The organism is Citrobacter sp. RHBSTW-00986 (assembly GCF_013783065.1).
GTDB lineage: Bacteria > Pseudomonadota > Gammaproteobacteria > Enterobacterales > Enterobacteriaceae > Citrobacter > Citrobacter braakii.
Genome location: NZ_CP056200.1, coordinates 1,580,279 through 1,604,208 on the forward strand (window position 1 = coordinate 1,580,279; position 23,930 = coordinate 1,604,208).

The following is a 23,930-nucleotide window of genomic DNA, read 5'->3' on the forward strand; positions in this document are numbered from 1 at the left end:
GAAACTTTAAAATAGTGCGACTTACAGAGGTATTGAATGAAACGTGCAGTGATTACTGGCTTGGGCATCGTTTCCAGCATCGGTAATAACCAGCAGGAAGTCCTGGCATCTCTGCGTGAAGGACGTTCAGGGATCACTTTCTCTCAGGAGCTGAAGGACTCCGGCATGCGTAGCCACGTTTGGGGCAACGTAAAACTGGATACCACTGGCCTCATTGACCGCAAAGTAGTGCGCTTCATGAGCGACGCATCCATCTATGCATTCCTATCAATGGAGCAGGCAGTGGCTGATTCCGGCCTTGCTGCAGAAGATTACCAGAACAACCCGCGCGTTGGCCTGATTGCAGGTTCCGGCGGCGGCTCCCCACGTTTTCAGGTGTTCGGCGCTGACGCAATGCGTAGCCCACGTGGTCTGAAAGCGGTTGGCCCGTATGTGGTCACCAAAGCGATGGCGTCCGGCGTTTCTGCCTGCCTCGCAACTCCGTTCAAAATCCACGGCGTAAACTACTCCATCAGTTCTGCCTGTGCGACATCTGCGCACTGCATCGGCAACGCGGTAGAACAAATTCAGCTGGGCAAACAGGACATCGTTTTTGCTGGCGGCGGCGAAGAGCTGTGCTGGGAAATGGCGTGTGAATTCGATGCAATGGGCGCGCTGTCTACCAAATACAACGACGATCCGTCAAAAGCTTCCCGTACCTATGACGCAAACCGCGACGGTTTCGTTATTGCTGGCGGCGGCGGTATGGTCGTGGTTGAAGAACTGGAGCACGCTCTGGCACGTGGCGCGCACATCTATGCGGAAATCGTCGGTTACGGCGCAACGTCCGATGGCGCAGACATGGTTGCTCCGTCTGGCGAAGGCGCAGTACGTTGCATGCAGATGGCGATGCACGGTGTAGACACGCCGATCGACTACCTGAACTCTCACGGTACCTCGACTCCGGTTGGTGACGTGAAAGAACTGGGCGCAATCCGCGAAGTGTTTGGCAACAACAGCCCGGCAATCTCCGCAACCAAAGCGATGACCGGTCACTCACTGGGCGCGGCTGGCGTGCAGGAAGCTATCTACTCTCTGCTGATGCTGGAACATGGCTTTATCGCGCCAAGCATCAACATTGAAGAGCTGGATGAGCAGGCGGCAGGTCTGAACATCGTGACCAAACCGACCGAGCAGGCGCTGACCACCGTGATGTCCAACAGCTTCGGCTTTGGCGGCACCAACGCTACGCTGGTTATGCGTAAGCTGAAGGCGTAAGTCTCAGATTGAATACGAATAAAGGGAGCCAACAGGCTCCCTTTTTACCGTGTTTACTTCGGCATTTTTTCGTATTCCGGCGCGATCTCAGCGGACCATGCTCTGGCTCGCGTAATCTCTCCGGCACTGTAAATGGGCTGCTCGTAATGACGACCCGCGTCCCGGACACGATAAATTTTCCACCGTCCTTCCTCCCAACGGGTATATACCTCCAGTTGAATAGGGGCTGACTCAGTGCCTAACTGCAGGTTCAGTTTTTCACCGCCGAGGAATGGCTGCGCCTGTCCAACCCGCAACAGCGGGATCCATGCCGGTGCGTAATCCTGCACATACATAAAGTAGTCCGCTTGCACGATCTCCTGCTCATAAAGCGTATCAATTAGCGCCAGACGCCCGATAACCTCTTTGGCGACATAGCGTTGCAGTAATGCTGATGTTTCGCGGGGCGCATCCGGATCCTGAGTGTAGTTCTTCATCCACGAAAGATAGAACTGTTTCACATCCTGCGTGCTGTCACGGTGAGAAGGGGTACAGCCACAAATCAGCAGGATGAGAACAATCAGTGGAAAGGCTTTCATTACTTCTTCCTGTAAATGGTGTATGACGGCTTTGCGGTCCGATAACCCGGACCGGCCCACATGTCTCGCTGTTTGAAGTCGGAATACCAGTCATGACCGTCATATATCGCCATGTGACCGCTCGGGTTTCCATTAGCATAAGGTTGAATGATGATGACATCCCCTTCGCGCGGCTCTTCAAGCGCGCCAATGGCGCTGAAACCGGCGTTTTTCAGCATCGGACCATAATCTTTGGCATGGTAAGTGCGCCCAAGAGTAACGCCGCCTGCCTGAACAGCTTTGCGGGTATATTCCGCACAGCGCCCTTGTGAATGTGAACTCGCGTGCGATTTGGCGTAATTGACCGCCACCTTTTTATCCCAACTCATAACGACTCCTGTTAATAACATACGTAATAGCAATTACGTGATGCTTTAACAGTATTTACGCAATTGGAAATGGCAAATAGTGCTATTAATATTCTCAATATATTAAGCTGGGATATTTATTAATTTATATGCTCGATAAATTACGAGTGATCTATTTAATATTCAGTATTACTTGTTTTATCCTCTGGCTGCTGGCGTGGATAGCGTGACGGCCAAATCACGTCTGGCGAGGTTTCGAGCGCCTGCGCAATGATCTGCTCCGCTCTGGGCCAGCTTCGGGTAAATACATTGCGCAGTGAATCGGGCGATAATCCAGCCGCACGAGAAAGATCTCTGAGCGTGATTCCTTTTTTTTCCAGTGCACTTTTAATATCTGCACGATGCCAGTCTTGGCTTTTGTGTTCCATTCTGTAATCCTAAGGAAATGTGTTATCGGCGCCGATATTTTTCAGGGTATAAACCAGAGAAACAAAAGAATGTAACTTTCTTTTTGGTCACTGGAATATTGCCAGAATAAAACTGAAATTTCGCGTAAAAGAAAAAATATTTTTTATTCCACAGGCAGAAAGGAAAGAAACTAATGGCAAAAGAGTGGTTCACGGTAAAGGAATGTCTTGAATTGCCGGGGTTTCCAGGAAGCGCGCCTGCGGTTCGTTCCCGTTTAAACATGTACAGTGAAGGCAAAGAGGGCGTGAAGCGCAAACGTGTTAAATCAAAGGCTGAGGAGTTTCATATCTCCATTTTCCCTTTGTATCTCCGTCCTTACCTGAAAGAAACTGAAAAGGTGCTGGCCTTAGAGAGCCGTTGCGTACAGGAAGCGGAACCGAAAGAGATCTGGGATATGATGTTCAGACTGCTGACGCCGGGGCAGCGCAAGCAGGTGACCGGACTGTTTGGCACAAAAGGAATTGATGCTGTATTTCCTTTTTTATTCGACGAAAAGTCGTCTTTACCGTGAACCAACCTGGTGAGATTTCAGGGTTGACAAATTTAGTGGCTCACAGGCAGACTTCGCACTCAACATTATCTATCTGATAATGCGTAAGCGTTTAACGTTATCCAACGCACCTTAATCCTGAAAGTCAGGTAGAGGGGGCGTGGACATTCCTCGCCTTACTCTGCATTTTGGAGTAACGCATGACAGCTGTAACCCAACAAGAAAAAACACCTTCGGCGAACTTTTCGCTGTTTCGTATCGCTTTTGCAGTTTTCCTGACCTATATGACGGTCGGTCTACCTTTGCCCGTTATTCCTCTGTTTGTGCATCAGGAGCTGGGCTATGGCAACACCATGGTTGGTATCGCCGTAGGCGTACAGTTTCTGGCAACGGTATTAACGCGCGGCTACGCCGGGCGCTTAGCCGATCAATATGGCGCCAAACGTTCGGCGCTACAGGGGATGTTTGCCTGTGGGTTGGCGGGCGCGGCGTGGCTGTTAGCCGCGCTATTGCCTGTTTCTGTCCCCGTAAAATTTGCATTGTTAATCGTCGGGCGTTTGATCCTCGGTTTTGGCGAAAGCCAACTGCTCACCGGAACGCTGACCTGGGGGCTTGGGCTGGTCGGTCCAACACGCTCGGGTAAGGTGATGTCGTGGAACGGGATGGCGATTTACGGTGCGCTGGCCGCCGGTGCACCGCTGGGCTTGCTGATCCATAGCCACTTTGGCTTTGCGGCGCTGGCGGGAACGACAATGGTATTACCGCTGCTGGCATGGGCATTCAACGGCACCGTTCGCAAAGTGCCTGCTCATGCAGGAGAACGCCCTTCGTTATGGAGCGTGGTAGGGTTTATCTGGAAACCGGGCCTGGGCCTGGCGCTGCAGGGCGTTGGCTTTGCGGTGATCGGTACGTTTATTTCACTCTATTTTGTCAGCAACGGCTGGACGATGGCGGGGTTCACCCTGACCGCGTTTGGCGGGGCGTTTGTGCTGATGCGCATTCTGTTTGGCTGGATGCCGGATCGGTTCGGAGGCGTGAAGGTAGCCGTTGTCTCCTTACTGGTTGAAACCGCGGGGCTGATTCTGCTGTGGCAGGCCCCATCAGCATGGATTGCGCTGCTCGGGGCGGCACTAACCGGGGCAGGGTGTTCGCTTATCTTCCCGGCATTGGGCGTAGAGGTTGTGAAGCGAGTGCCCGCGCAGGTTCGCGGTACGGCGCTGGGCGGTTACGCCGCGTTTCAGGATATCTCCTACGGCATAAGCGGCCCGGTCGCCGGGGTGCTGGCCACCGCGTACGGTTATCCCTCTGTATTCCTTGCCGGAGCGATATCCGCCGTGGTGGGGATTGTCGTGACGCTGCTTACGCTGCGCAAAGGTTAAGCAACCAGCCAGAAAATGGCTAATGCGATCATTAACGCGACAAACAGCAGTCCCGGTCGTGCCGACAGAGATTTAACCGTTTCAATCATCGGCGCGAACGGGCTGTAAATAGGTTGAAGATGGCGCGGATCGTTTAGCTCGCGTTCCCGTTCAACGCGGCGCAGGAAGATTTGATTCAGCAAGTCCTGCACCTGCACCGTGGTCAGAATCGTTTGTGGTTGGATCTGATACGTCTGCTGCGCATACTCTTTTATTGCCGTCAGCTCATTCGGCTCTAATGGTAGCTTCAACGCAGCCTGGAGCGTTTGTAACGTCGGGGCACTTTGCAGGCTGAGCGTCTGGCGCGCCTGCAGCCAGGTGACCAGATGAGTAAACTGTTTGGCGGGGATCAGCTCACCGCTTTTTACGCCAGACAGCTCTAACATTGACTGCCAGATCATCTTACCTGACTCTCCCGTGGCCGCCGCCAGTTTGGTAACCAACTGGTTCAGCGTATTGTGCTCTGCGGGTAATAACGGACGATCGGTGGCCGGGCGCTGTTGCGGTTGCGGTATAGAAAGCTGCCCTTGTTGCAGCAGCGTGAGCACGTTCTTCAACTGCTCAGGCGTGAGCTGGCTGAGCGCCGTTTGCCCATACTGCTGACGGATAAAATCACTTACCGCCTGGCGGTTATTTCCCTGACTCAGTAATTCAGTGAGTTGTGAGAGAACCTGACGATTAGCATGATTTTGCTGAGCAACACCCAGCCGCTGATTCAGGTTTTGCTCCGCGGCAGGAAAGTGACGTGATTGCAGCGGCGTATCACTTTTGACGCCCAGATCGTGCTTCATTCCGGCCCACACCTCGGCGCTTTGCTGTTGGGTGAGTGAAATCAGACGGGTAATCAGTCGTTCCAGCACGGTACGTTGTTGTGTGGATAACGGTTGTTCACCCGCAGCAGAAGGGGCATTTTGGCCTTCGCCGGGAGGGCGTGCGGGTGTACCTGAAATGGGCTGCATCATCTCTGTTCCTTAAATCTGTGCTGACCAGGTCTCGCAGTATGCCTGGCGGCGAGATTATGGCACACTTGCCCGGTTAACTCTCGTTCTCAAACAGGTGCGAAAGACGTGAAAATCCTCGTTGATGAAAATATGCCCTATGCCCGCGAACTGTTCAGTCGTTTGGGGGAGGTCAAAGCGGTTCCCGGTCGCCCGATTCCCGTTGCCGAACTGGATGATGCGGATGCCTTAATGGTGCGCTCGGTGACGAAAGTAAATGAATCACTGCTTAGCGGAAAACCGGTTCAATTTGTCGGCACGGCAACCGCAGGCACGGACCATGTGGATGAAGCCTGGCTTGCGCAGTCGAAGATCGGCTTTTCCGCAGCGCCCGGCTGTAACGCGATTGCGGTCGTAGAATATGTTTTTTCAGCGTTGCTGATGCTGGCGGAGCGCGACGGGTTTGCGTTACGCGATCGTACTGTAGGCATCGTAGGCGTGGGCAATGTGGGCGGACGTTTGCAGGCACGTCTGGAAGCACTGGGGATCCGCACGCTGCTGTGCGATCCGCCGCGAGCCGATCGCGGTGACGAGGGAGATTTCCGCTCGCTGGACGAACTGGTAGAGCAAGCCGATGTGTTGACTTTCCATACGCCGTTGTTTAAAGACGGACCGTACAAAACGCTGCACCTGGCAGATGATGCGCTGATTAGCCGGCTGAAGCCGGGCACCATTGTGATCAACGCCTGCCGCGGGCCGGTCATCGACAATACGGCATTGCTGAACCGATTGAATGCCGGGCAGTCGCTGAGCGTCGTGCTGGATGTCTGGGAAGGGGAGCCGGATCTCAATGTGGCATTGCTGGAGAAAGCCGATATCGGCACGGCGCACATTGCCGGGTATACCCTGGAAGGAAAAGCGCGCGGCACCACGCAGGTCTTTGAGGCTTTTAGCAAGTTTATTGGTCGCGAACAACACGTTGCGCTCAATACCCTGTTACCTGCGCCGGAATTTGGTCGTATCACACTGCATGGCCCGTTAGATCAGCCAACGCTGAAAAGGCTGGTGCATTTAGTGTATGATGTGCGCCGCGATGATGCGCCGCTGCGTAAAGTCGCTGGAATTCCGGGTGAGTTTGATAAGCTGCGTAAAAATTATCTTGAGCGCCGTGAATGGTCGTCTTTATACGTGATTTGTGACGACGCAACGGCTGCTACCTTGCTGTGTAAGCTGGGTTTTAACGCTGTTTATCACCCGGCACATTAATGTCTTCTTAATGCTCCCTGTCGAATAATGCGACAGGGACGCTTACGTATTTCTGGAGTAAATCACCATGTCTGAAGGCTGGAATATTGCCATTCTGGGCGCAACGGGCGCCGTAGGCGAAGCCCTGCTCGATACGCTGGCTGAACGCCAGTTCCCGGTCGGTGAAATTTATGCGCTGGCGCGTAATGAAAGCGCGGGTGAGCATCTGCGTTTTAACGGTAAATCGGTCCTTGTTCAGGACGTTGTAGACTTTGACTGGACGCAGGCGCAACTGGCATTTTTTGTTGCGGGCGCTGAAGCCACCGCCGCATGGGTGGAAGAAGCGACCAATGCCGGTTGCCTGGTTATCGACAGCAGTGGCCTGTTCGCGCTTGAGCCGGACGTTCCGCTGGTGGTTCCGGACGTTAACCCGTTCGTACTGGCGGATTACCGCAACCGTAATGTGATTGCGGTCCCTTCCAGCCTGACCAGCCAACTGCTGTCTGCGCTGAAGCCGCTAATTGATGACGGCGGGCTGTCACGTATTACGGTGACCAATATTATTTCTGCTTCCGCTCACGGTAAAAAAGCCGTAGATGCGCTTGCCGGACAGAGCGCGAAACTACTGAACGGCATCCCGATTGACGATGACGATTTCTTTGGCCGTCAGCTGGCGTTCAACATGCTGCCGCTGCTGCCGGATCGCGAAGGTAGCGTGCGCGAAGAGCGCCGTATCGTCGATGAAGTGCGCAAAATTATGCAGGACGACGGGCTGCTTATTTCCGCCAGCATCGTGCAGTCGCCGGTATTTTATGGCCACGCACAGATGGTGAATTTTGAAGCTCTGCGTCCGTTGGCGGCGGAAGAAGCACGCGATGCGTTTTCACGCGGTGAGGACGTAGTGTTGTCAGAAGAGACCTATATCCCGACGCAGGTTGGCGATGCGTCAGGTACTCCGCACCTTTCAGTTGGCTGTGTGCATAACGATTATGGGATGCCGGAACAGGTTCAGTTCTGGTCTGTGGCAGACAACGTACGCTTTGGCGGTGCGTTGATGGCGGTGAAAATTGCGGAAAAACTGGTGCAGGAGTACCTGTACTAATGTCTGACCTGCAACAGCCGTCAACCCATAAAATTGCGCTGGGCATTGAGTATGACGGCAGCAAATATTATGGCTGGCAGCGCCAGAACGAAGTGCGTAGCGTTCAGGAAAAACTGGAAAAAGCGCTCTCTCAGGTGGCGAATAAACGCATCACTGTCTTTTGTGCGGGACGCACGGATGCGGGCGTTCATGGCACAGGGCAGGTCGTGCACTTTGAAACGACTGCCCAGCGTAAAGATGCAGCCTGGACACTGGGGGTAAATGCGAATTTACCTGGTGACATTGCTGTGCGCTGGGTGAAAGCTGTACCCGATGATTTCCATGCCCGATTTAGCGCTACGGCTCGCCGTTATCGCTACATCATCTACAATCATCGGTTGCGCCCTGCGGTTTTAGGTAAAGGGGTAACCCATTACTATGAACCGCTGGACGCTGAGCGTATGCATCGTGCGGCCCAGTGTTTGATTGGCGAAAATGATTTTACTTCGTTTCGGGCGGTGCAGTGTCAGTCGCGCACACCGTGGCGTAACGTGATGCACATTAACGTTGAACGTTTTGGTGCATATGTGGTGGTGGATATTAAAGCGAATGCCTTTGTACATCATATGGTCAGGAATATTGTCGGCAGCCTGATGGAAGTAGGTGCCAACAACCAGCCGGAGAGCTGGATAGCAGAACTGCTAGCGGCGAAGGACAGAACGCTGGCAGCGGCAACGGCGAAAGCGGAAGGATTGTATCTGGTTGCAGTAGATTACCCGGAACGGTTCGACCTGCCAAAACCGCCTATGGGCCCGCTATTTCTGGCGGACTAATTTGAGTCGTATAAAGGCAAAACTATGGACCTGATTTACTTTCTTATCGATTTTATCCTGCACATTGATGTGCATCTGGCGGAGCTGGTTGCGGAATACGGTATCTGGGTATACGCGATTCTGTTTCTGATCCTGTTCTGCGAAACCGGGCTGGTGGTGACGCCGTTCCTGCCGGGAGACTCGCTGCTGTTTGTCGCTGGCGCGCTTTCTGCGCTGCCAACTAACGATCTCAATGTTCATCTGATGGTGATGTTGATGATTGTGGCGGCGATTATCGGCGATGCGGTGAACTACACGATTGGCCGTTTGTTCGGTGAAAAACTCTTCAGTAACCCGAACTCTAAAATTTTCCGTCGCAGTTACCTGGATAAAACCCATGCGTTCTACGAGCGTCATGGCGGCAAAACGATTATCCTCGCGCGTTTCGTACCTATTGTGCGTACATTTGCACCGTTTGTTGCCGGTATGGGGCACATGTCCTACCGTCATTTTGCGATGTATAACGTCGCAGGCGCGCTGCTGTGGGTATTGCTGTTCACCTATGCAGGCTATCTGTTCGGCGATCTGCCGATCGTTCAGGAAAACCTGAAATTACTGATTGTGGCGATCATCGTCCTTTCCGTATTGCCGGGCATAATTGAAGTGATTCGCCATAAACGCGCTGCGTCACGGGCTGCAAAATAGAAAGTAACTCAGCGGTTCGACCACTTTTTTATCCAAAGTTTCGGGCTGTTATGTTTTAATGTGCAACATTCATGGTCTGTTAGGGGCAAAAATGGCATTATGCGCCCCTTATAACAAAGCTGACTAGGGTTCAGGCAGAAAGGTCACCAATGAGCTGGATTGAACGAATTAAAAGCAACATTACTCCCACCCGCAAGGCAAGCATTCCTGAAGGGGTGTGGACCAAGTGTGATAGCTGCGGTCAGGTTTTATACCGTGCTGAGCTGGAACGTAATCTTGAGGTCTGTCCGAAGTGTGACCATCATATGCGCATGTCGGCGCGCAATCGCCTGCATAGCCTGTTAGATGAAGGTTCTCTTGTGGAACTGGGTAGCGAGCTTGAGCCGAAAGATGTGCTGAAGTTTCGTGACTCCAAAAAGTACAAAGACAGACTGGCTTCTGCGCAGAAAGAAACTGGCGAGAAAGATGCGCTGGTGGTAATGAAAGGCACGCTGCACGGTATGCCGGTCGTTGCTGCTGCATTCGAGTTCGCGTTTATGGGCGGCTCCATGGGCTCTGTGGTCGGCGCGCGTTTTGTCCGTGCCGTTGAGCAGGCGCTGGAAGATAACTGTCCGCTGATCTGCTTCTCCGCTTCTGGCGGGGCGCGTATGCAGGAAGCGCTGATGTCTCTGATGCAGATGGCGAAAACCTCTGCTGCGCTGGCGAAAATGCAGGAACGCGGTTTACCGTATATTTCTGTACTGACCGACCCAACAATGGGCGGTGTTTCTGCTAGCTTCGCGATGCTGGGCGATCTCAATATTGCAGAACCGAAAGCACTGATCGGCTTTGCTGGTCCGCGTGTTATCGAGCAAACCGTACGTGAGAAACTGCCGCCGGGATTCCAGCGTAGCGAGTTCCTGATTGAAAAAGGCGCTATCGATATGATCGTCCGCCGTCCGGAAATGCGCCTGAAACTGGCAAGCATTCTGGCGAAGCTGATGAATCTTCCTACGCCGAATCCGGATGAGCCGCGTGAAGGCGAGGTGGTACCTCCGGTTCCCGATCAGGAATCAGAGGCCTGATAGTTTACTCTATGGGTTTCGGGTTGCAGGCAGGCGATAAGAGAGTTGATCCCGATGAGCTTACACAGGTAAGTGATTCGGGTGAGCGAGCACAGCCAACGCATCTGCAATGTGAAAAACAACGTGTAAAAAAGGGCAGGCCGGTTGGTGCTGCCCTTTTGCTTTTCTCAACGTAAAGAATCTACAGCCATCATGGACAATAAACGTATTCCTCAAGCCGCGTCGCCCCTGGCATCGTGGCTTTCTTATCTGGAAAACCTGCACAGTAAAACCATCGATCTCGGCCTGGAACGCGTAAGTCAGGTGGCGCGCAAACTGGGTGTGTTGAAACCCGCGCCATTTGTTTTTACGGTGGCGGGAACCAACGGGAAAGGCACAACCTGCCGTACGCTGGAATCTGTGCTGACCGAAGCAGGTTATAAAGTTGGCGTTTACAGTTCGCCGCATCTGGTGCGCTACACGGAACGCGTACGCGTGCAGGGGCGTGAACTGCCGGAATCAGCGCATACCGCCTCGTTTGCTGAGATTGAAGACGCGCGTGGCGACATTTCCCTGACTTACTTTGAATACGGCACGTTATCGGCGCTCTGGCTGTTTAAACAGGCCCAACTGGATGTCGTCATTCTGGAAGTTGGGTTAGGCGGTCGCCTTGACGCGACCAATATCGTGGATGCCGATGTTGCGGTGGTCACCAGCATTGCGCTTGACCATACTGACTGGCTGGGCCCGGATCGCGAAAGCATTGGTCGTGAGAAGGCAGGAATTTTCCGTGCAGAGAAACCGGCTATCGTTGGCGAGCCGGAAATGCCTTACACCATTGCCGATGTTGCGCAAGAGAGCGGGGCGATTTTGCAACGCTGCGGCGTGGACTGGCGCTATGCGGTCACGGAGAACGACTGGTCCTTTACGGACAGTCACGGCACGTTGGCGCACCTGCCGTTGCCGCAGGTCCCACAACCTAACGCCGCGACCGCACTGGCAGCACTGCGCGCAAGCGGGCTTAACGTCAGCGAGCAGGCCATTCGTGACGGTATTGAACAGGCGATTTTACCGGGGCGCTTCCAGATTGTGAGCGAGTCGCCGCGGGTGATTTTTGATGTTGCCCATAACCCGCATGCGGCGGAGTATCTGACCGGCCGTCTGAAAAAATTAGTGAAAAGCGGGCGTGTACTTGCGGTTATCGGTATGCTACATGATAAAGATATTGCCGGTACGTTAGCCTGGTTAAAAAGCGTGGTTGACGCCTGGTACTGTGCGCCCCTGGAAGGGCCGCGTGGTGCTACTGCAGAACAACTGCTGGAGCATCTGGGCAAAGGCTACGCCTATGACAGCGTGGCGCAGGCATGGTCTGCGGCGCTAGCTGAGGCGAAGCCAGACGATACCGTGTTGGTGTGTGGATCGTTTCACACTGTCGCACATGTCATGGAAGTGATAGACGTGGGGAGAAGCGGTGGCGAGTAAGTTTCAGAATCGATTAGTTGGCACAATTGTGCTGGTCGCGCTGGGGGTGATTGTGCTCCCCGGGCTGCTTGACGGGCAGAAAAAGCATTATCAGGATGAGTTTGCGGCGATCCCGCTGGTGCCGAAACCCGGCGATCGCGATGAACCAGACATGATGCCTGCAGCAACGCAGGCGCTGCCGACGCAGCCACCGGAAGGGGCGGCTGAAGAGGTGCGCGCGGGTGATGCTGCCGCGCCATCGTTGGATCCGTCACGTTTGACGACGGCAAACAGCGCGGAGTTAGATCCTGTCCCCGCGCCTGTAGAACAGCCGAAACCCAAACCGAAGCCGCAGCCGGTTGCCGTCGCTCCGACGCCAGCACCGGCTCCAGCGCCGAAACCGGCCGCGGTGGAACCGCCAGCTCCAACCGGTAAAGCGTACGTTGTACAGCTCGGCGCGCTGAAAAATGCGGATAAGGTCAATGAGATCGTGGGTAAACTTCGTGGCGCGGGCTTCCGGGTATATACTTCCCCGTCAACGCCGGTGCAGGGTAAAATAACCCGTATTCTCGTAGGACCTGACGCCTCCAAAGATAAGCTGAAGAACTCGCTGGGCGAGCTGCAGAAGATCTCCGGTCTGAGTGGCGTAGTGATGGGGTACACCCCTAATTAAGGGATTGCGCTGTTCACGGCGTTGCTCTTAATTCAGGCCGGATAGGGTGTTTTTACCGCTATCCGGCAGTGCCCGAAGAGGCATAAAACGGTATGGCGTTGAAGATTTTTTCAGCGCCATTTTTATTTACGCGTGGAAAGGAAATCCCTACGCAAACGTTTTCTTTTTCTGTTAGAATGCGCCCCGAACAGGACGACAGGGCGTTAAATCGTGGGACACTTATGGTCTGGATTGATTACGCCATTATCGCGGTGATTGGTTTTTCCTGTCTGGTTAGCCTGATCCGTGGCTTTGTTCGTGAAGCATTATCGTTGGTGACTTGGGGTTGTGCTTTCTTTGTCGCCAGCCATTACTACACTTACCTGTCTGTCTGGTTTACGGGCTTTGAAGACGAACTCGTTCGAAATGGGATTGCTATCGCGATACTGTTTATCGCGACACTTATCGTCGGCGCTATCGTTAACTTTGTGATAGGCCAACTGGTAGAGAAAACAGGCCTGTCGGGTACCGACAGGGTGTTGGGGATCTGCTTTGGTGCTCTGCGAGGAGCGCTGATCGTCGCCGCCATACTGTTCTTTCTCGATACCTTTACAGGTCTGTCGAAAAGTGAAGACTGGAGCAAGTCGCAGCTGATCCCGCAGTTCAGTTTCATCATCAGATGGTTCTTTGACTATCTGCAAAGCTCGTCAAGTTTCTTGCCCAAAGTATAAACTTTGGGTTGTTGCTGAACGAGGAAAAGACGTATGTGCGGTATTGTCGGTATCGCCGGTGTTATGCCGGTAAACCAGTCGATTTATGACGCGTTAACGGTGCTCCAGCATCGTGGTCAGGATGCCGCAGGCATCATCACCATTGATGCCAACAACTGCTTCCGCTTGCGTAAAGCAAACGGAATGGTGAGCGATATTTTTGAAGCGCGCCATATGCAGCGTTTGCAGGGCAATATGGGCATCGGTCATGTGCGTTACCCAACGGCTGGCAGCTCCAGCGCCTCCGAAGCTCAACCTTTTTACGTCAACTCACCGTATGGCATCACGCTTGCCCATAATGGCAACCTGACCAATGCGCATGAGCTGCGTAAAAAGCTGTTTGAAGAAAAGCGCCGCCACATCAATACCACTTCAGACTCTGAAATTTTGCTGAATATTTTCGCCAGCGAGCTGGATAACTTCCGCCATTATCCGCTGGAAGCCGATAATATTTTTGCTGCTATTGCGGCAACCAACCGCCAGATCCGCGGCGCCTATGCCTGCGTGGCGATGATTATTGGCCACGGTATGGTTGCCTTCCGCGATCCTAACGGTATCCGTCCGCTGGTACTGGGTAAACGCGATATCGGGGATGGTCGTACCGAGTATATGGTGGCCTCCGAGAGCGTGGCGCTGGATACGCTGGGCTTTGAATTCCTGCGCGATGTGGCACCTGGCGAAGCGGTGTATATCACCGAAAAAGGTCAGCTGTTTACTCGCCAGTGTGCCGATAACCCGGTCAGCAATCCGTGCCTGTTTGAATACGTTTACTTCGCTCGTCCTGACTCCTTTATCGACAAGATTTCCGTCTACAGCGCCCGTGTAAATATGGGTACCAAGCTTGGCGAAAAAATTGCTCGTGAGTGGGAAGATCTGGACATTGACGTGGTGATCCCGATTCCGGAAACCTCCTGCGATATCGCGCTGGAAATTGCCCGTATTCTCGGTAAGCCGTACCGTCAGGGTTTTGTGAAAAACCGCTACGTGGGTCGTACCTTTATCATGCCCGGTCAGCAGCTGCGCCGTAAATCCGTGCGCCGTAAGCTGAACGCCAACCGTGCGGAATTCCGTGATAAAAACGTGCTGCTGGTGGATGACTCCATCGTGCGCGGTACCACCTCGGAACAGATTATCGAGATGGCGCGTGAAGCCGGAGCGAAGAAAGTGTATCTGGCCTCTGCGGCCCCGGAAATTCGCTTCCCGAACGTTTATGGTATCGATATGCCTACGGCGACGGAGCTGATTGCTCATGGTCGCGAAGTGGACGAGATTCGCCAGATAATCGGTGCAGACGGTCTTATCTTCCAGGATCTGAACGATCTGATTGAAGCGGTCCGCGCTGAGAACCCGGATATTCAGCAGTTTGAATGTTCAGTGTTTAACGGTGTGTACGTCACCAAAGACGTCGACCAGCAATATCTCGATTTCCTTGACTCCCTGCGTAATGACGATGCCAAAGCAATTTTGCGTCAGAACGAAGCGGAAAACCTCGAGATGCATAACGAAGGGTAATGTTCTGTTGCAGGTCAGGACACATAGAGTGGACTGACTTGCAACTGCGCATAAAAACCTGCAAAGTCAGCCCTGAAGCAAGTAAGGGCGAAAAAATGAAACGACTCATTGTAGGGATTAGCGGTGCCAGTGGCGCGATTTATGGTGTGCGCCTGCTGCAGGTTTTGCGTGACGTTACTGATGTGGAAACCCATCTGGTGATGAGTGCTGCTGCCCGACAGACGCTGGCGCTGGAAACAGACCTCTCTGTACGCGACGTGCAGGCACTGGCGAATGTAAATCACGATACGCGCGATATCGCCGCCTGTATCTCTTCCGGCTCTTTTCAGACCGCCGGAATGGTAATATTACCTTGTTCAATCAAAACGCTTTCAGGCATCGTCCACAGTTACACCGATGGGCTGCTTACCCGTGCGGCAGACGTGGTGTTGAAAGAACGCCGCCCGCTGGTGCTGTGCGTGCGTGAAACGCCCCTGCATCTGGGGCATCTGCGACTGATGACGCAGGCGGCAGAAATTGGCGCGGTGATTATGCCGCCAGTCCCGGCATTCTATCATCGCCCGCAAACGCTAGATGATGTGATTAATCAAACGGTTAACCGTGTACTCGACCAGTTTGATATCTCCCTTCCACAGGATCTGTTCACCCGCTGGCAAGGGGCGTAAAACCGTTCCATCAGCGTGCAAAGAAACATCCATTGCCCTGTTTCAGGGCAATTTTGTAACCGCGATCATATCCTCAACATTTAATTCGTTAAAACTCAACGAAACGCTGCGGTTCAACCGTCAGACCTGCTATCTTCAAAATCAGGACATTATTGCAACGTTTTATTAACATATTTAACGTCGAATATCCTCATCGACGCGAAAATGGCATAAGACCTGCATGAAAAAGTCTGCAAACACACAACACAACGTAAAACATAATAAAATTACGCCACTTGAGGGTTATGTATGAAGAAGACGGTTCTTGCTTTGTCTTTGCTGGTAGGACTCTCCGCCACCGCGGCCAGCTACGCAGCACTTCCGCAGACGGTTCGTATTGGTACAGATACAACGTACGCACCTTTTTCCTCTAAAGATGCCAAAGGCGACTTTGTCGGCTTTGATATCGATCTGGGAAATGAGATGTGTAAGCGCATGCAGATTAAATGTACCTGGGTAGCCAGCGACTTTGACGCGCTGATCCCGTCGCTGAAAGCGAAAAAAATTGATGCCATCATCTCCTCGCTTTCAATCACTGAGAAGCGTCAGCAAGAGATTGCGTTCTCAGACAAACTTTACGCAGCAGACTCACGTCTGATCGCCGCGAAAGGTTCCCCAATTCAACCAACTCTGGATTCCCTCAAAGGTAAACATGTTGGCGTACTGCAAGGCTCGACTCAGGAAGCCTATGCTAATGACAACTGGCGCAGCAAAGGCGTAGATGTGGTGGCCTATGCGAACCAGGACCTCATCTATTCTGACCTGACAGCGGGGCGTCTGGACGCGGCGTTGCAGGATGAAGTCGCGGCCAGCGAAGGTTTCCTGAAGCAGCCTGCCGGTAAGGACTACGCTTTTGCTGGTCCGTCGGTGAAAGATAAAAAATACTTTGGTGACGGCACCGGGATTGGCTTGCGCAAAGATGATGCAGAGCTGAAAGCTGCTTTCGATAAAGCGCTGGGCGAACTGCGCAAAGACGGCACCTACGACAAAATGGCGAGCAAGTATTTTAACTTCAATGTCTACGGCGATTAATACGCCGCAGCGGGGAATGGACTGCACCATTGCGGGTAACCATTACGGTGCATAATAAATTCAGTGCTCTGTTTTAGTGCTTTTGTCGCTGTCTTAATAAGCATGAGTGCATACTTAAGCGCTTTTCATGCAAATAAATACCGTCGACAGGGTAGAATGCTTTGCCTTGTCGGCCCGATTAATGGCACGATAACTGCACCTGGTCCTGTAAAGATCCCCTATAAAAGACAGTCTGTTGAGGATAGTTATGAAAAAACTGGTGTTGTCTCTTTCTCTGGTCCTGGCTTTCTCCAGTGCTACCGCAGCATTTGCAGCCATTCCGCAAAAAATTCGTATCGGTACCGATCCTACTTATGCGCCGTTCGAATCGAAAAATGCACAGGGTGAATTAGTCGGTTTTGATATCGATCTGGCTAAAGAGCTGTGCAAACGTATCAATACACAATGTACCTTCGTGGAAAACCCGCTGGACGCGCTTATCCCTTCGTTAAAAGCGAAGAAAATCGATGCGATTATGTCCTCGCTTTCCATCACTGAAAAACGTCAGCAGGAAATCGCCTTTACCGACAAGCTTTATGCAGCCGACTCGCGTCTGGTTGTCGCTAAAGATTCTGCTATTCAGCCGACCATTGAGTCGCTGAAAGGTAAACGTGTTGGCGTGCTGCAGGGCACGACTCAGGAAACCTTCGGCAACGAGCACTGGGCGCCAAAAGGCATTGAAATTGTCTCTTATCAGGGGCAAGACAATATCTATTCTGACCTGACTGCCGGGCGTATTGATGCTGCTTTCCAGGATGAAGTCGCCGCCAGCGAAGGCTTCCTGAAACAGCCGGTCGGTAAAGATTACAAATTCGGCGGCCCATCTGTAAAAGATGAGAAGTTATTCGGTGTGGGTACCGGTATGGGGCTGCGCAAAGATGATAACGAACTGCGCGAAGCACTGAACAAAGCCTTTGCCGAGATGCGAGCTGACGGTACTTACGAGAAGCTGGCGAAAAAGTACTTCGATTTTGATGTTTATGGCGGTTAATCACCGCAGGTGCTGATAAAGCCCGTAGATTTTTGACGTGTTGAATTTATGCCTGATGGCGCTGCGCGTATCCGGTCTACAGCAATTTTGTAGGCCGGATAAGGCAAAGCCGCCATCCCGCATTTAACAGTTTGTCTGAAATCAAAAGAGGCTTATTACTCCACCACACACGACAGGACAGGACAGGCAGCATGTTGTATGGCTTTTCAGGTGTTATTTTACAGGGCGCAATTGTTACGCTGGAGCTGGCACTTAGCTCGGTGGTACTGGCGGTTCTGATAGGCCTTGTCGGCGCGGCAGCAAAGCTGTCGCAAAGCCGGGCGCTGGCGCTTATTTTCGAAGGGTACACAACGCTTATCCGCGGCGTGCCCGATCTGGTCTTAATGTTGCTCATCTTTTACGGATTACAAATCGCGCTGAATACCCTTACCGATGCAATTGGTATCAGCCAGATTGATATCGATCCGATGGTCGCGGGTATTATTACGCTCGGGTTTATCTACGGAGCCTATTTTACCGAAACATTTCGTGGCGCATTTATGGCCGTGCCAAAAGGACATATTGAAGCTGCGACGGCATTCGGTTTTACCAGTTCACAAATATTTCGCCGCATTATGTTCCCGGCGATGATGCGCTATGCCTTACCGGGAATTGGCAACAACTGGCAGGTCATTCTTAAGGCCACGGCGCTGGTATCGTTGCTCGGCCTGGAAGACGTGGTGAAAGCCACTCAGCTTGCCGGAAAAAGTACCTGGGAGCCGTTCTATTTTGCCGTAGTGTGCGGGGTCATCTATCTGGTGTTTACCACTGTTTCTAATGGTGTGCTGCTGTACCTTGAGCGCCGCTATTCCGTGGGTGTGAAGAGGGCTGACCTGTGATTGAGATTATTCAGGAATACTGGAAGTCCCTGCTGTGGACCGACGGATATCGCTACACCGGCGTGGCTATCACCCTGTGGCTTCTGATTTCGTCGGTGGTGATGGGCGGGATACTGGCGCTGTTTTTGGCAATTGGTCGTGTTTCCAGTAATAAATTTATCCAGTTTCCCATCTGGCTGTTCACCTATATTTTTCGTGGGACGCCGCTGTACGTCCAGTTGCTGGTGTTTTATTCCGGGATGTATACGCTGGAGATAGTCAAAGGCACGGACTTCCTCAACGCGTTTTTCCGCAGTGGGCTAAATTGCACCGTGCTGGCGCTGACGCTGAATACCTGCGCCTATACCACGGAGATTTTCGCCGGGGCTATTCGTTCCGTACCCCATGGTGAGATTGAAGCCGCGCGCGCTTACGGTTTCTCGTCGTTTAAACTGTATCGCTGCATTATTTTGCCTTCCGCGCTGCGTATTGCGCTGCCGGCTTACAGCAATGAAGTTATTTTAATGCTGCACTCCACGGCGCTGGCATTTACCGCAACGGTGCCTGATTTGTTGAAAATCGCCCGCGATATCAACTCGGCAACGTATCAGCCGTTTACCGCCTTCGGTATTGCCGCTGTTCTGTATTTGATTATTTCGTATGTCCTGATCAGTCTGTTCCGTAAAGCGGAAAAACGCTGGTTGCAGCATGTATCCTCTAAATGATTCGAGTAACACGATGTCTGAAAATAAATTAAACGTTATCGATTTACATAAGCACTACGGCGAACATGAAGTGCTGAAAGGGGTATCGCTGCAGGCCAATGCGGGTGATGTTATCAGTATTATTGGCTCGTCTGGTTCCGGTAAAAGTACCTTCCTGCGCTGCATTAACTTTCTCGAGAAACCGAGCGCCGGGTCGATTGTGGTGAGTGGTCAGAACATTAGTCTGGTACGCGACAAAGACGGCCAGCTTAAGGTTGCAGACAAAAATCAGCTGCGCTTGCTGCGCACGCGACTGACGATGGTCTTTCAGCACTTTAATCTGTGGAGCCACATGACGGTGCTGGAAAACGTGATGGAAGCGCCGATCCAGGTATTGGGGCTGAGCAAGCAGGAAGCTCGCGAACGTGCGGTGAAGTATCTGGCGAAAGTGGGTATTGATGAGCGCGCTCAGGGCAAATATCCGGTGCATCTGTCCGGTGGTCAGCAGCAGCGTGTCTCCATTGCTCGTGCGCTGGCGATGGAACCGGAAGTGTTGCTGTTTGATGAACCCACGTCGGCACTTGACCCGGAGCTGGTGGGCGAAGTGCTGCGCATTATGCAACAACTGGCCGAAGAGGGAAAAACCATGGTGGTCGTGACCCACGAAATGGGGTTTGCCCGTCATGTCTCCACGCACGTGATTTTCCTGCATCAGGGGAAGATTGAAGAAGAGGGCGATCCGGAGCAGGTATTTGGTAATCCGCAAAGTCCGCGTTTGCAGCAGTTCCTCAAAGGTTCGTTGAAGTAAGTCACCTGCCCGGAGGCGCTACGCTTTCCGGGCCTGGGATTTTAGCGCGTCGCACTCCAGACGATAAACCCAGTCGTCGTAGGCGATACCATCAATCTCATACGCCTTTTCCAGCACCTGCGTACGCACGAACCCCGTTTTTTCCAGAATCCGTATTGAGCCCTTATTATCCGCCAGTGCGTAAGCATTTATCGCCGTGACCTCCGCGTGCTCGAAGGCGTACTGGCACACCGCGCGTACGGCTTCGCTGGCAATACCTTTCCCCTGCGCCTGTGGCATGATGGCGTAGCCGAGGTCGGCTTCGTGCGGGTAGAGATGGCTGATTTGCAGACCAATATCGCCGAGCGGCGTCGGGTTGTTGTGCTCGCGGATGACAAAAGTGTGCTGAGCGGCAAGGCGTCTGGCGAATAACAGACGCGTATCTTTCGCCGGGGCGATGTTGCTCATATAGCGCATGACTTCAGGACATTCACGTAGTTTCTGGAAAAATGACCAGTCAGAAAACTGAAACAAAGAGAGGGTAAGTCGGGGAGTCGAAATTATCGCCATAACGTCGCCATTGCAGAAATCTGGCCTATAACCTTACCACCACAACGGCGACCGTGAATAGCGCTTAGGGGTTATCGGATGACATCCGCCAGCGCTTCTTCTAAATCGTACCAGCGAAACGCGAAACCGGACGCTTCCAGGCGTTTTGGCAACGCTCGCTGCCCGCCGAGAACCAGCACTGAAGATTCGCCCATCAGCAACCGCATTGCGGTGGCGGGAACGCGCAGAATGGCAGGACGGTTCAGGGCGTGGCCCAGCGCGTGGGCAAACTGCTCATTGTGCACCGGGTACGGTGAAACCATATTGAAGGGACCGCGCAGATCGTTATCCAGCAGCCAGAGAATTCCGTTGACCATATCATCAATATGGATCCAGGCCATATACTGGCGTCCGTTGCCAATTGGTCCGCCTAAGCCAAGACGAAACGGCGGGACCATTTTCGCCAGAATGCCGCCAGCAGAGGCCAGTACCACGCCGGTGCGCAGCATACACACGCGGGTTTTTTCGCTTTGCGCGGTGCTGGCAATTTGCTCCCAGCGGGCGCACAGCTTATGGGTAAATTCGTTATGCGGCGGCTCTTCTTCTGTGACCACCACTTCGCCTAAATCGCCGTAGTAACCGGTAGCGGAACCGGAGATTAGCACTGCGGGCGGTGTCTCGCTGGCATTGATTAAATCGACCAGCTTCTGCGTAATGACCCAGCGGCTCTGACACAGGCGTTCCTTTTGCTGGGCACTCCAGCGCTTGTCCGCAATCGGCTCTCCGGCAAGGTTAATGACGGCATCAATGTCATTGAGATTTTGCCGCTCTTCCAGCCCTTTGGACAGCGTAACCCGGGAGTCGAGAATCTGACGTGCCTTATCAGGAGAACGGGTCACTACGGTTATCTGATGCCCCAGTTCCAGCAAGCGGGGGATCAGATGACGTCCAATCAGGCCAGTACCGCCGGTAATCAGAATCTGCATGTCGCCTCCCGGGTTATGTTTTAGCGCTGCCAGCTCAGCGTCATAGAGACTGAGTCGGCGTAACGTAATGCGTGAAGTTTATCTATCTCTACTTGAGCATAAGTGACCCAGTGATGTTCGCGTGCGATATCGAGCACATCTTGAGTTAATTTTTCTAACAATGAGAAGCGGTTACCCTCCACGTGGGCAATGATGCTCTTGGTGATAGTGCGATAATTCAGCGCGTCGTTGATATCTTCACTGGTACGGGCTTTGTCTGCCGGATAGTGAATGGCAATGTTGATGACGATATCCTGGCGGTTAAGGATCTCCTCTTCTTTAATGCCGATAAAAGTGCGCAGACGAAGGTTTTTTATACGAATAATTGCGTCAGGTTGTGACATTGCAGGTTTCCTCCATGTATGAACCTTTGCATGATACACGAGAACCGAATCGCGTCACCGCTTCTCACTTTGTGCTTGTTGCATGGCGCGTTCCGTTGCGGGACGCGTACGGATGCGTTCATGCCAGTTATTGACCGCCGGGTAGTTGTCGAGGTCGATGCGCTGACGCTGATGGGCGTGGATCCACGGCCAGCAGGCAATGTCGGCAATGCTGTAGTGATCGCCCCCCAGCCAGGGGGACGTTTCCAGACGTTTATTCATCACGTTGTACAGGCGCTGGGTTTCAACCTGGTATCTTTCAATGGCGTAGGGAATCGTTTGTGGGGCGTAGTGGCTAAAATGATGATTCTGACCCAGCATGGGTCCGAGGCCGCTGACCTGCCAGAACAACCACTGCAGCGTAGTGTGGCGTTCACGTAACTCACCGCTCAGCAGCTTACCGCTCTTTTCTGCCAGATAGAGTAAAATTTCTCCGGACTCAAACAGGCTGATGGGCTTTCCGCCGTCTACCGGGGCACTGTCGATAATGGCCGGGATTTTATTGTTTGGTGAGATTTGCAGAAAATCAGGGTGAAACTGGCTACCTTTGCTGATATCGACATGAATCAGACGGTATTGCAGCTGCGCCTCTTCAAGAAACAGCGTGATTTTGTGACCGTTTGGCGATGGAGTGTAATAGAGATCGATCATTTTCAGCGTCCGTTTTGTCATGAACCGGGTCATAACAAGTATAGAGCCTGTTGGCGTGCGTGAGTTTTCATCAAGTGACAGTGAGAGAAAGACTCTATATTTTGAAGGCAAGCCAATACATTTCAGAGGACATTATGAGCAAATCTGCAATTACGCTGTGGTCAGATGCCAATTTTTTCTCCCCTTACGTGCTGTCTGTTTATGTCGCTCTGCAAGAGAAAGGACTGCCTTTTACGCTGAAAACCGTTGATCTCAACAGCGGCGAACACTTGCAACCTTCATGGCAAGGGTATGTGTTAACGCGGCGCGTGCCGGTGCTTGAAATCGACGGTTTCGAGCTGAGCGAATCATCAGCGATTACTGAGTTCCTGGAAGAGAGCTTTGCACCACCGCAGTGGGAGCGTATCTACCCACACGATGTGCAAAAGCGCGCGCGGGCGCGCCAGGTTCAGGCGTGGATCCGCAGCGATCTGATGCCTATCCGTGAAGAACGCTCAACGGACGTAGTTTTTGCTGGCGTGAAAAAAGGTCCGTTAAGCGAAGCGGGAAAAGTCAGTGCGGAGAAATTGTTCGCCACTGCGAGCCATTTATTGAGCAACGGGAAGCAGAATTTATTTGGCGAATGGTGTATTGCCGACTGCGATTTAGCGCTAATGCTGAATCGTCTGGTCCTTAACGGCGATGAGGTTCCCGAAGCGCTTGCAGAATATGCCGCCTTCCAGTGGCAGCGCGCTTCAGTCCAGCGTTTTATCGCGCTTTCAGCGAAGCGTTCCTGCTGAAAAACGGGGCGTAATCCAGTATCATTACAAGGTACTTTTCAACGAGGAGTGAGTGATGAAACTGATGTTCGCATCGGACATTCATGGTTCGTTGCCAGCCACGGAACGCGTACTTGAACGGTTTGCCGCAAGCGGTGCGCAATGGCTGGTGATATTGGGTGATGTTTTAAACCACGGACCGCGTAATGCGCTCCCGGAAGGCTATGCGCCTGCGCAGGTTGCTGAGCGGTTGAATGCGCTGGCAGCGCGGATTATCGCTGTGCGTGGCAATTGTGACAGCGAAGTGGATCAGATGCTTCTGCATTTTCCGATGACCGCGCCGTGGCAGCAAATTCTGACAGAAAATCAGCGACTCTTTTTGACGCACGGGCATCTTTTTGGCCCGCAAAATATGCCGGCGCTCAACGTGGGAGATGTGCTGGTTTATGGGCATACACATTTGCCCGTCGCTGAGCGTCAAGAGGATGTTTACCACTTCAATCCCGGCTCGGTAAGCATCCCGAAAGGGGGCTTTGCGGCAAGTTACGGGATTCTGGATGATAATGTTCTCAGCGTAATGGCACTCAATGATCAAAGTGTTATTGCACAGGTCGAGATTAATCCGTAATTTACCCCACAAACATAAACGCGCCGTAAGAGCGCAAGAAAAAAG

Annotated in this window: 28 protein-coding genes; 20 read left to right on the forward strand and 8 right to left on the reverse strand. The window is 52.7% G+C overall.

The window, feature by feature from the left end; all coding sequences use genetic code 11:
• The first annotated feature begins 36 nt into the window (after positions 1-36).
• Entirely contained in the window at positions 37-1,257 is a 1,221-nt protein-coding gene (fabB, locus tag HV345_RS07770; protein WP_181636455.1) for a beta-ketoacyl-ACP synthase I, read from the forward strand.
• Positions 1,258-1,310: 53 nt separating this feature from the next.
• Here the strand turns inward: fabB and HV345_RS07775 are convergent, their stop codons facing one another.
• From HV345_RS07775 to HV345_RS07785, 3 genes are all read right to left on the reverse strand, one after another.
• Positions 1,311-1,835: a YbjP/YqhG family protein gene (locus tag HV345_RS07775; RefSeq protein WP_181636456.1), complete on the reverse strand. Its 525-nt coding sequence runs from the start codon at positions 1,833-1,835 to the stop codon at positions 1,311-1,313.
• Positions 1,835-2,203 carry an NlpC/P60 family protein gene (locus HV345_RS07780; protein WP_016153868.1) on the reverse strand — a complete coding sequence of 123 codons (369 nt, stop codon included), beginning with the start codon at positions 2,201-2,203 and terminating at the stop codon, positions 1,835-1,837. Before HV345_RS07780 ends, HV345_RS07775 begins: the two co-directional genes overlap by 1 nt.
• 155 nt (positions 2,204-2,358) lie before the next feature.
• Entirely contained in the window at positions 2,359-2,610 is a 252-nt protein-coding gene (locus HV345_RS07785) for a helix-turn-helix domain-containing protein (RefSeq protein WP_016153867.1), read from the reverse strand.
• A 173-nt stretch (positions 2,611-2,783) separates the two neighbouring features.
• On the opposite strand from HV345_RS07785, the gene HV345_RS07790 reads away from it, so the two are divergent.
• Entirely contained in the window at positions 2,784-3,161 is a 378-nt protein-coding gene (locus tag HV345_RS07790; RefSeq protein ID WP_181627166.1) for a hypothetical protein, read from the forward strand.
• Between the two features lie 179 nt (positions 3,162-3,340).
• Positions 3,341-4,519 (forward strand): MFS transporter, encoded by a 1,179-nt coding sequence (locus HV345_RS07795; protein WP_181627167.1) that lies wholly within the window; start codon positions 3,341-3,343, stop codon positions 4,517-4,519.
• Here the strand turns inward: HV345_RS07795 and flk are convergent.
• Positions 4,516-5,517, reverse strand: coding sequence for a flagella biosynthesis regulator Flk (gene flk / locus HV345_RS07800; protein WP_016153864.1), 1,002 nt, complete (start codon positions 5,515-5,517; stop codon positions 4,516-4,518). The two genes, HV345_RS07795 and flk, sit on opposite strands and share 4 nt — an antisense overlap.
• Before the next feature lie 108 nt (positions 5,518-5,625).
• Between flk and pdxB the strand changes: the two genes are divergently transcribed.
• The 15 genes from pdxB (at position 5,626) to hisP (ending at position 19,912) form a co-directional block, all read left to right on the forward strand.
• The gene (gene pdxB / locus HV345_RS07805; RefSeq protein WP_181627168.1) at positions 5,626-6,762 is read left to right on the forward strand and encodes a 4-phosphoerythronate dehydrogenase PdxB; all 1,137 of its coding nucleotides are present in this window, start codon (positions 5,626-5,628) and stop codon (positions 6,760-6,762) included.
• 67 nt (positions 6,763-6,829) lie between these two features.
• Positions 6,830-7,843, forward strand: coding sequence for an aspartate-semialdehyde dehydrogenase (locus HV345_RS07810; RefSeq protein ID WP_016157051.1), 1,014 nt, complete (start codon positions 6,830-6,832; stop codon positions 7,841-7,843).
• On the forward strand, positions 7,843-8,655 hold the full coding sequence (gene truA, locus HV345_RS07815) for a tRNA pseudouridine(38-40) synthase TruA (protein WP_181636457.1): 813 nt from the start codon (positions 7,843-7,845) through the stop codon (positions 8,653-8,655). Before HV345_RS07810 ends, truA begins: the two co-directional genes overlap by 1 nt.
• A gap of 24 nt (positions 8,656-8,679) precedes the next feature.
• Positions 8,680-9,339 carry a DedA family protein gene (locus tag HV345_RS07820; RefSeq protein WP_016153860.1) on the forward strand — a complete coding sequence of 220 codons (660 nt, stop codon included), beginning with the start codon at positions 8,680-8,682 and terminating at the stop codon, positions 9,337-9,339.
• Between the two features lie 149 nt (positions 9,340-9,488).
• A complete protein-coding gene (accD, locus tag HV345_RS07825) occupies positions 9,489-10,403 on the forward strand; it encodes an acetyl-CoA carboxylase, carboxyltransferase subunit beta (protein ID WP_016153859.1) in 915 nt (304 codons plus the stop codon).
• Between the two features lie 192 nt (positions 10,404-10,595).
• Positions 10,596-11,864 (forward strand): bifunctional tetrahydrofolate synthase/dihydrofolate synthase, encoded by a 1,269-nt coding sequence (gene folC, locus HV345_RS07830; RefSeq protein WP_181636458.1) that lies wholly within the window; start codon positions 10,596-10,598, stop codon positions 11,862-11,864.
• On the forward strand, positions 11,854-12,516 hold the full coding sequence (gene dedD, locus HV345_RS07835) for a cell division protein DedD (protein WP_016153857.1): 663 nt from the start codon (positions 11,854-11,856) through the stop codon (positions 12,514-12,516). Before folC ends, dedD begins: the two co-directional genes overlap by 11 nt.
• A gap of 221 nt (positions 12,517-12,737) precedes the next feature.
• Positions 12,738-13,226 (forward strand): colicin V production protein, encoded by a 489-nt coding sequence (gene cvpA / locus HV345_RS07840; protein WP_005129678.1) that lies wholly within the window; start codon positions 12,738-12,740, stop codon positions 13,224-13,226.
• Between the two features lie 33 nt (positions 13,227-13,259).
• Complete coding sequence (gene purF / locus HV345_RS07845; protein ID WP_005129677.1) at positions 13,260-14,777, forward strand: amidophosphoribosyltransferase; 1,518 nt, start codon at positions 13,260-13,262, stop codon at positions 14,775-14,777.
• A gap of 95 nt (positions 14,778-14,872) precedes the next feature.
• On the forward strand, positions 14,873-15,442 hold the full coding sequence (locus HV345_RS07850) for a UbiX family flavin prenyltransferase (protein ID WP_181636459.1): 570 nt from the start codon (positions 14,873-14,875) through the stop codon (positions 15,440-15,442).
• A 288-nt stretch (positions 15,443-15,730) separates the two neighbouring features.
• Positions 15,731-16,513, forward strand: a complete 783-nt coding sequence (gene argT, locus HV345_RS07855; RefSeq protein WP_006683634.1) for a lysine/arginine/ornithine ABC transporter substrate-binding protein ArgT — start codon at positions 15,731-15,733, stop codon at positions 16,511-16,513.
• 247 nt (positions 16,514-16,760) lie between these two features.
• Positions 16,761-17,543 (forward strand): histidine ABC transporter substrate-binding protein HisJ, encoded by a 783-nt coding sequence (gene hisJ, locus HV345_RS07860; RefSeq protein WP_003028120.1) that lies wholly within the window; start codon positions 16,761-16,763, stop codon positions 17,541-17,543.
• A 191-nt stretch (positions 17,544-17,734) separates the two neighbouring features.
• Positions 17,735-18,421 carry a histidine ABC transporter permease HisQ gene (locus HV345_RS07865; RefSeq protein ID WP_016153853.1) on the forward strand — a complete coding sequence of 229 codons (687 nt, stop codon included), beginning with the start codon at positions 17,735-17,737 and terminating at the stop codon, positions 18,419-18,421.
• Positions 18,418-19,125, forward strand: coding sequence for a histidine ABC transporter permease HisM (gene hisM, locus HV345_RS07870; protein WP_003028116.1), 708 nt, complete (start codon positions 18,418-18,420; stop codon positions 19,123-19,125). The genes HV345_RS07865 and hisM overlap by 4 nt, the downstream gene beginning before the upstream one ends.
• A 13-nt stretch (positions 19,126-19,138) precedes the next feature.
• Complete coding sequence (hisP, locus tag HV345_RS07875; RefSeq protein ID WP_101700095.1) at positions 19,139-19,912, forward strand: histidine ABC transporter ATP-binding protein HisP; 774 nt, start codon at positions 19,139-19,141, stop codon at positions 19,910-19,912.
• Positions 19,913-19,930: 18 nt separating this feature from the next.
• Here hisP and HV345_RS07880 read toward each other — a convergent pair whose 3' ends face one another.
• The 4 genes from HV345_RS07880 to yfcG form a co-directional block, all read right to left on the reverse strand.
• Positions 19,931-20,461 carry a GNAT family N-acetyltransferase gene (locus HV345_RS07880; RefSeq protein ID WP_181547234.1) on the reverse strand — a complete coding sequence of 177 codons (531 nt, stop codon included), beginning with the start codon at positions 20,459-20,461 and terminating at the stop codon, positions 19,931-19,933.
• 71 nt (positions 20,462-20,532) lie between these two features.
• On the reverse strand, positions 20,533-21,426 hold the full coding sequence (locus tag HV345_RS07885) for a TIGR01777 family oxidoreductase (protein ID WP_046275572.1): 894 nt from the start codon (positions 21,424-21,426) through the stop codon (positions 20,533-20,535).
• 20 nt (positions 21,427-21,446) lie between these two features.
• Positions 21,447-21,809 (reverse strand): dihydroneopterin triphosphate 2'-epimerase, encoded by a 363-nt coding sequence (gene folX / locus HV345_RS07890; RefSeq protein WP_016153849.1) that lies wholly within the window; start codon positions 21,807-21,809, stop codon positions 21,447-21,449.
• Positions 21,810-21,863: 54 nt separating this feature from the next.
• Positions 21,864-22,499, reverse strand: a complete 636-nt coding sequence (gene yfcG, locus HV345_RS07895; protein WP_016153848.1) for a GSH-dependent disulfide bond oxidoreductase — start codon at positions 22,497-22,499, stop codon at positions 21,864-21,866.
• A 134-nt stretch (positions 22,500-22,633) separates the two neighbouring features.
• Between yfcG and yfcF the strand changes: the two genes are divergently transcribed.
• Positions 22,634-23,278: a glutathione transferase gene (gene yfcF / locus HV345_RS07900; RefSeq protein ID WP_181636460.1), complete on the forward strand. Its 645-nt coding sequence runs from the start codon at positions 22,634-22,636 to the stop codon at positions 23,276-23,278.
• A 55-nt stretch (positions 23,279-23,333) separates the two neighbouring features.
• Positions 23,334-23,885, forward strand: a complete 552-nt coding sequence (gene yfcE, locus HV345_RS07905; protein WP_181636461.1) for a phosphodiesterase — start codon at positions 23,334-23,336, stop codon at positions 23,883-23,885.
• Positions 23,886-23,930: the final 45 nt, after the last annotated feature.

Bases quoted from the DNA above. Each gene is read 5' to 3' on its own strand.
- fabB (WP_181636455.1), top strand. From the start codon at position 37: ATGAAACGTGCAGTGATTACTGGCTTGGGCATCGTTTCCAGCATCGGT.
- HV345_RS07775 (WP_181636456.1), bottom strand. From the start codon at position 1,835: ATGAAAGCCTTTCCACTGATTGTTCTCATCCTGCTGATTTGTGGCTGT.
- HV345_RS07780 (WP_016153868.1), bottom strand. From the start codon at position 2,203: ATGAGTTGGGATAAAAAGGTGGCGGTCAATTACGCCAAATCGCACGCG.
- HV345_RS07785 (WP_016153867.1), bottom strand. From the start codon at position 2,610: ATGGAACACAAAAGCCAAGACTGGCATCGTGCAGATATTAAAAGTGCA.
- HV345_RS07790 (WP_181627166.1), top strand. From the start codon at position 2,784: ATGGCAAAAGAGTGGTTCACGGTAAAGGAATGTCTTGAATTGCCGGGG.
- HV345_RS07795 (WP_181627167.1), top strand. From the start codon at position 3,341: ATGACAGCTGTAACCCAACAAGAAAAAACACCTTCGGCGAACTTTTCG.
- flk (WP_016153864.1), bottom strand. From the start codon at position 5,517: ATGCAGCCCATTTCAGGTACACCCGCACGCCCTCCCGGCGAAGGCCAA.
- HV345_RS07810 (WP_016157051.1), top strand. From the start codon at position 6,830: ATGTCTGAAGGCTGGAATATTGCCATTCTGGGCGCAACGGGCGCCGTA.
- truA (WP_181636457.1), top strand. From the start codon at position 7,843: ATGTCTGACCTGCAACAGCCGTCAACCCATAAAATTGCGCTGGGCATT.
- HV345_RS07820 (WP_016153860.1), top strand. From the start codon at position 8,680: ATGGACCTGATTTACTTTCTTATCGATTTTATCCTGCACATTGATGTG.
- accD (WP_016153859.1), top strand. From the start codon at position 9,489: ATGAGCTGGATTGAACGAATTAAAAGCAACATTACTCCCACCCGCAAG.
- folC (WP_181636458.1), top strand. From the start codon at position 10,596: ATGGACAATAAACGTATTCCTCAAGCCGCGTCGCCCCTGGCATCGTGG.
- cvpA (WP_005129678.1), top strand. From the start codon at position 12,738: ATGGTCTGGATTGATTACGCCATTATCGCGGTGATTGGTTTTTCCTGT.
- purF (WP_005129677.1), top strand. From the start codon at position 13,260: ATGTGCGGTATTGTCGGTATCGCCGGTGTTATGCCGGTAAACCAGTCG.
- HV345_RS07850 (WP_181636459.1), top strand. From the start codon at position 14,873: ATGAAACGACTCATTGTAGGGATTAGCGGTGCCAGTGGCGCGATTTAT.
- argT (WP_006683634.1), top strand. From the start codon at position 15,731: ATGAAGAAGACGGTTCTTGCTTTGTCTTTGCTGGTAGGACTCTCCGCC.
- hisJ (WP_003028120.1), top strand. From the start codon at position 16,761: ATGAAAAAACTGGTGTTGTCTCTTTCTCTGGTCCTGGCTTTCTCCAGT.
- HV345_RS07865 (WP_016153853.1), top strand. From the start codon at position 17,735: ATGTTGTATGGCTTTTCAGGTGTTATTTTACAGGGCGCAATTGTTACG.
- hisP (WP_101700095.1), top strand. From the start codon at position 19,139: ATGTCTGAAAATAAATTAAACGTTATCGATTTACATAAGCACTACGGC.
- HV345_RS07880 (WP_181547234.1), bottom strand. From the start codon at position 20,461: ATGGCGATAATTTCGACTCCCCGACTTACCCTCTCTTTGTTTCAGTTT.
- HV345_RS07885 (WP_046275572.1), bottom strand. From the start codon at position 21,426: ATGCAGATTCTGATTACCGGCGGTACTGGCCTGATTGGACGTCATCTG.
- folX (WP_016153849.1), bottom strand. From the start codon at position 21,809: ATGTCACAACCTGACGCAATTATTCGTATAAAAAACCTTCGTCTGCGC.
- yfcG (WP_016153848.1), bottom strand. From the start codon at position 22,499: ATGATCGATCTCTATTACACTCCATCGCCAAACGGTCACAAAATCACG.
- yfcF (WP_181636460.1), top strand. From the start codon at position 22,634: ATGAGCAAATCTGCAATTACGCTGTGGTCAGATGCCAATTTTTTCTCC.
- yfcE (WP_181636461.1), top strand. From the start codon at position 23,334: ATGAAACTGATGTTCGCATCGGACATTCATGGTTCGTTGCCAGCCACG.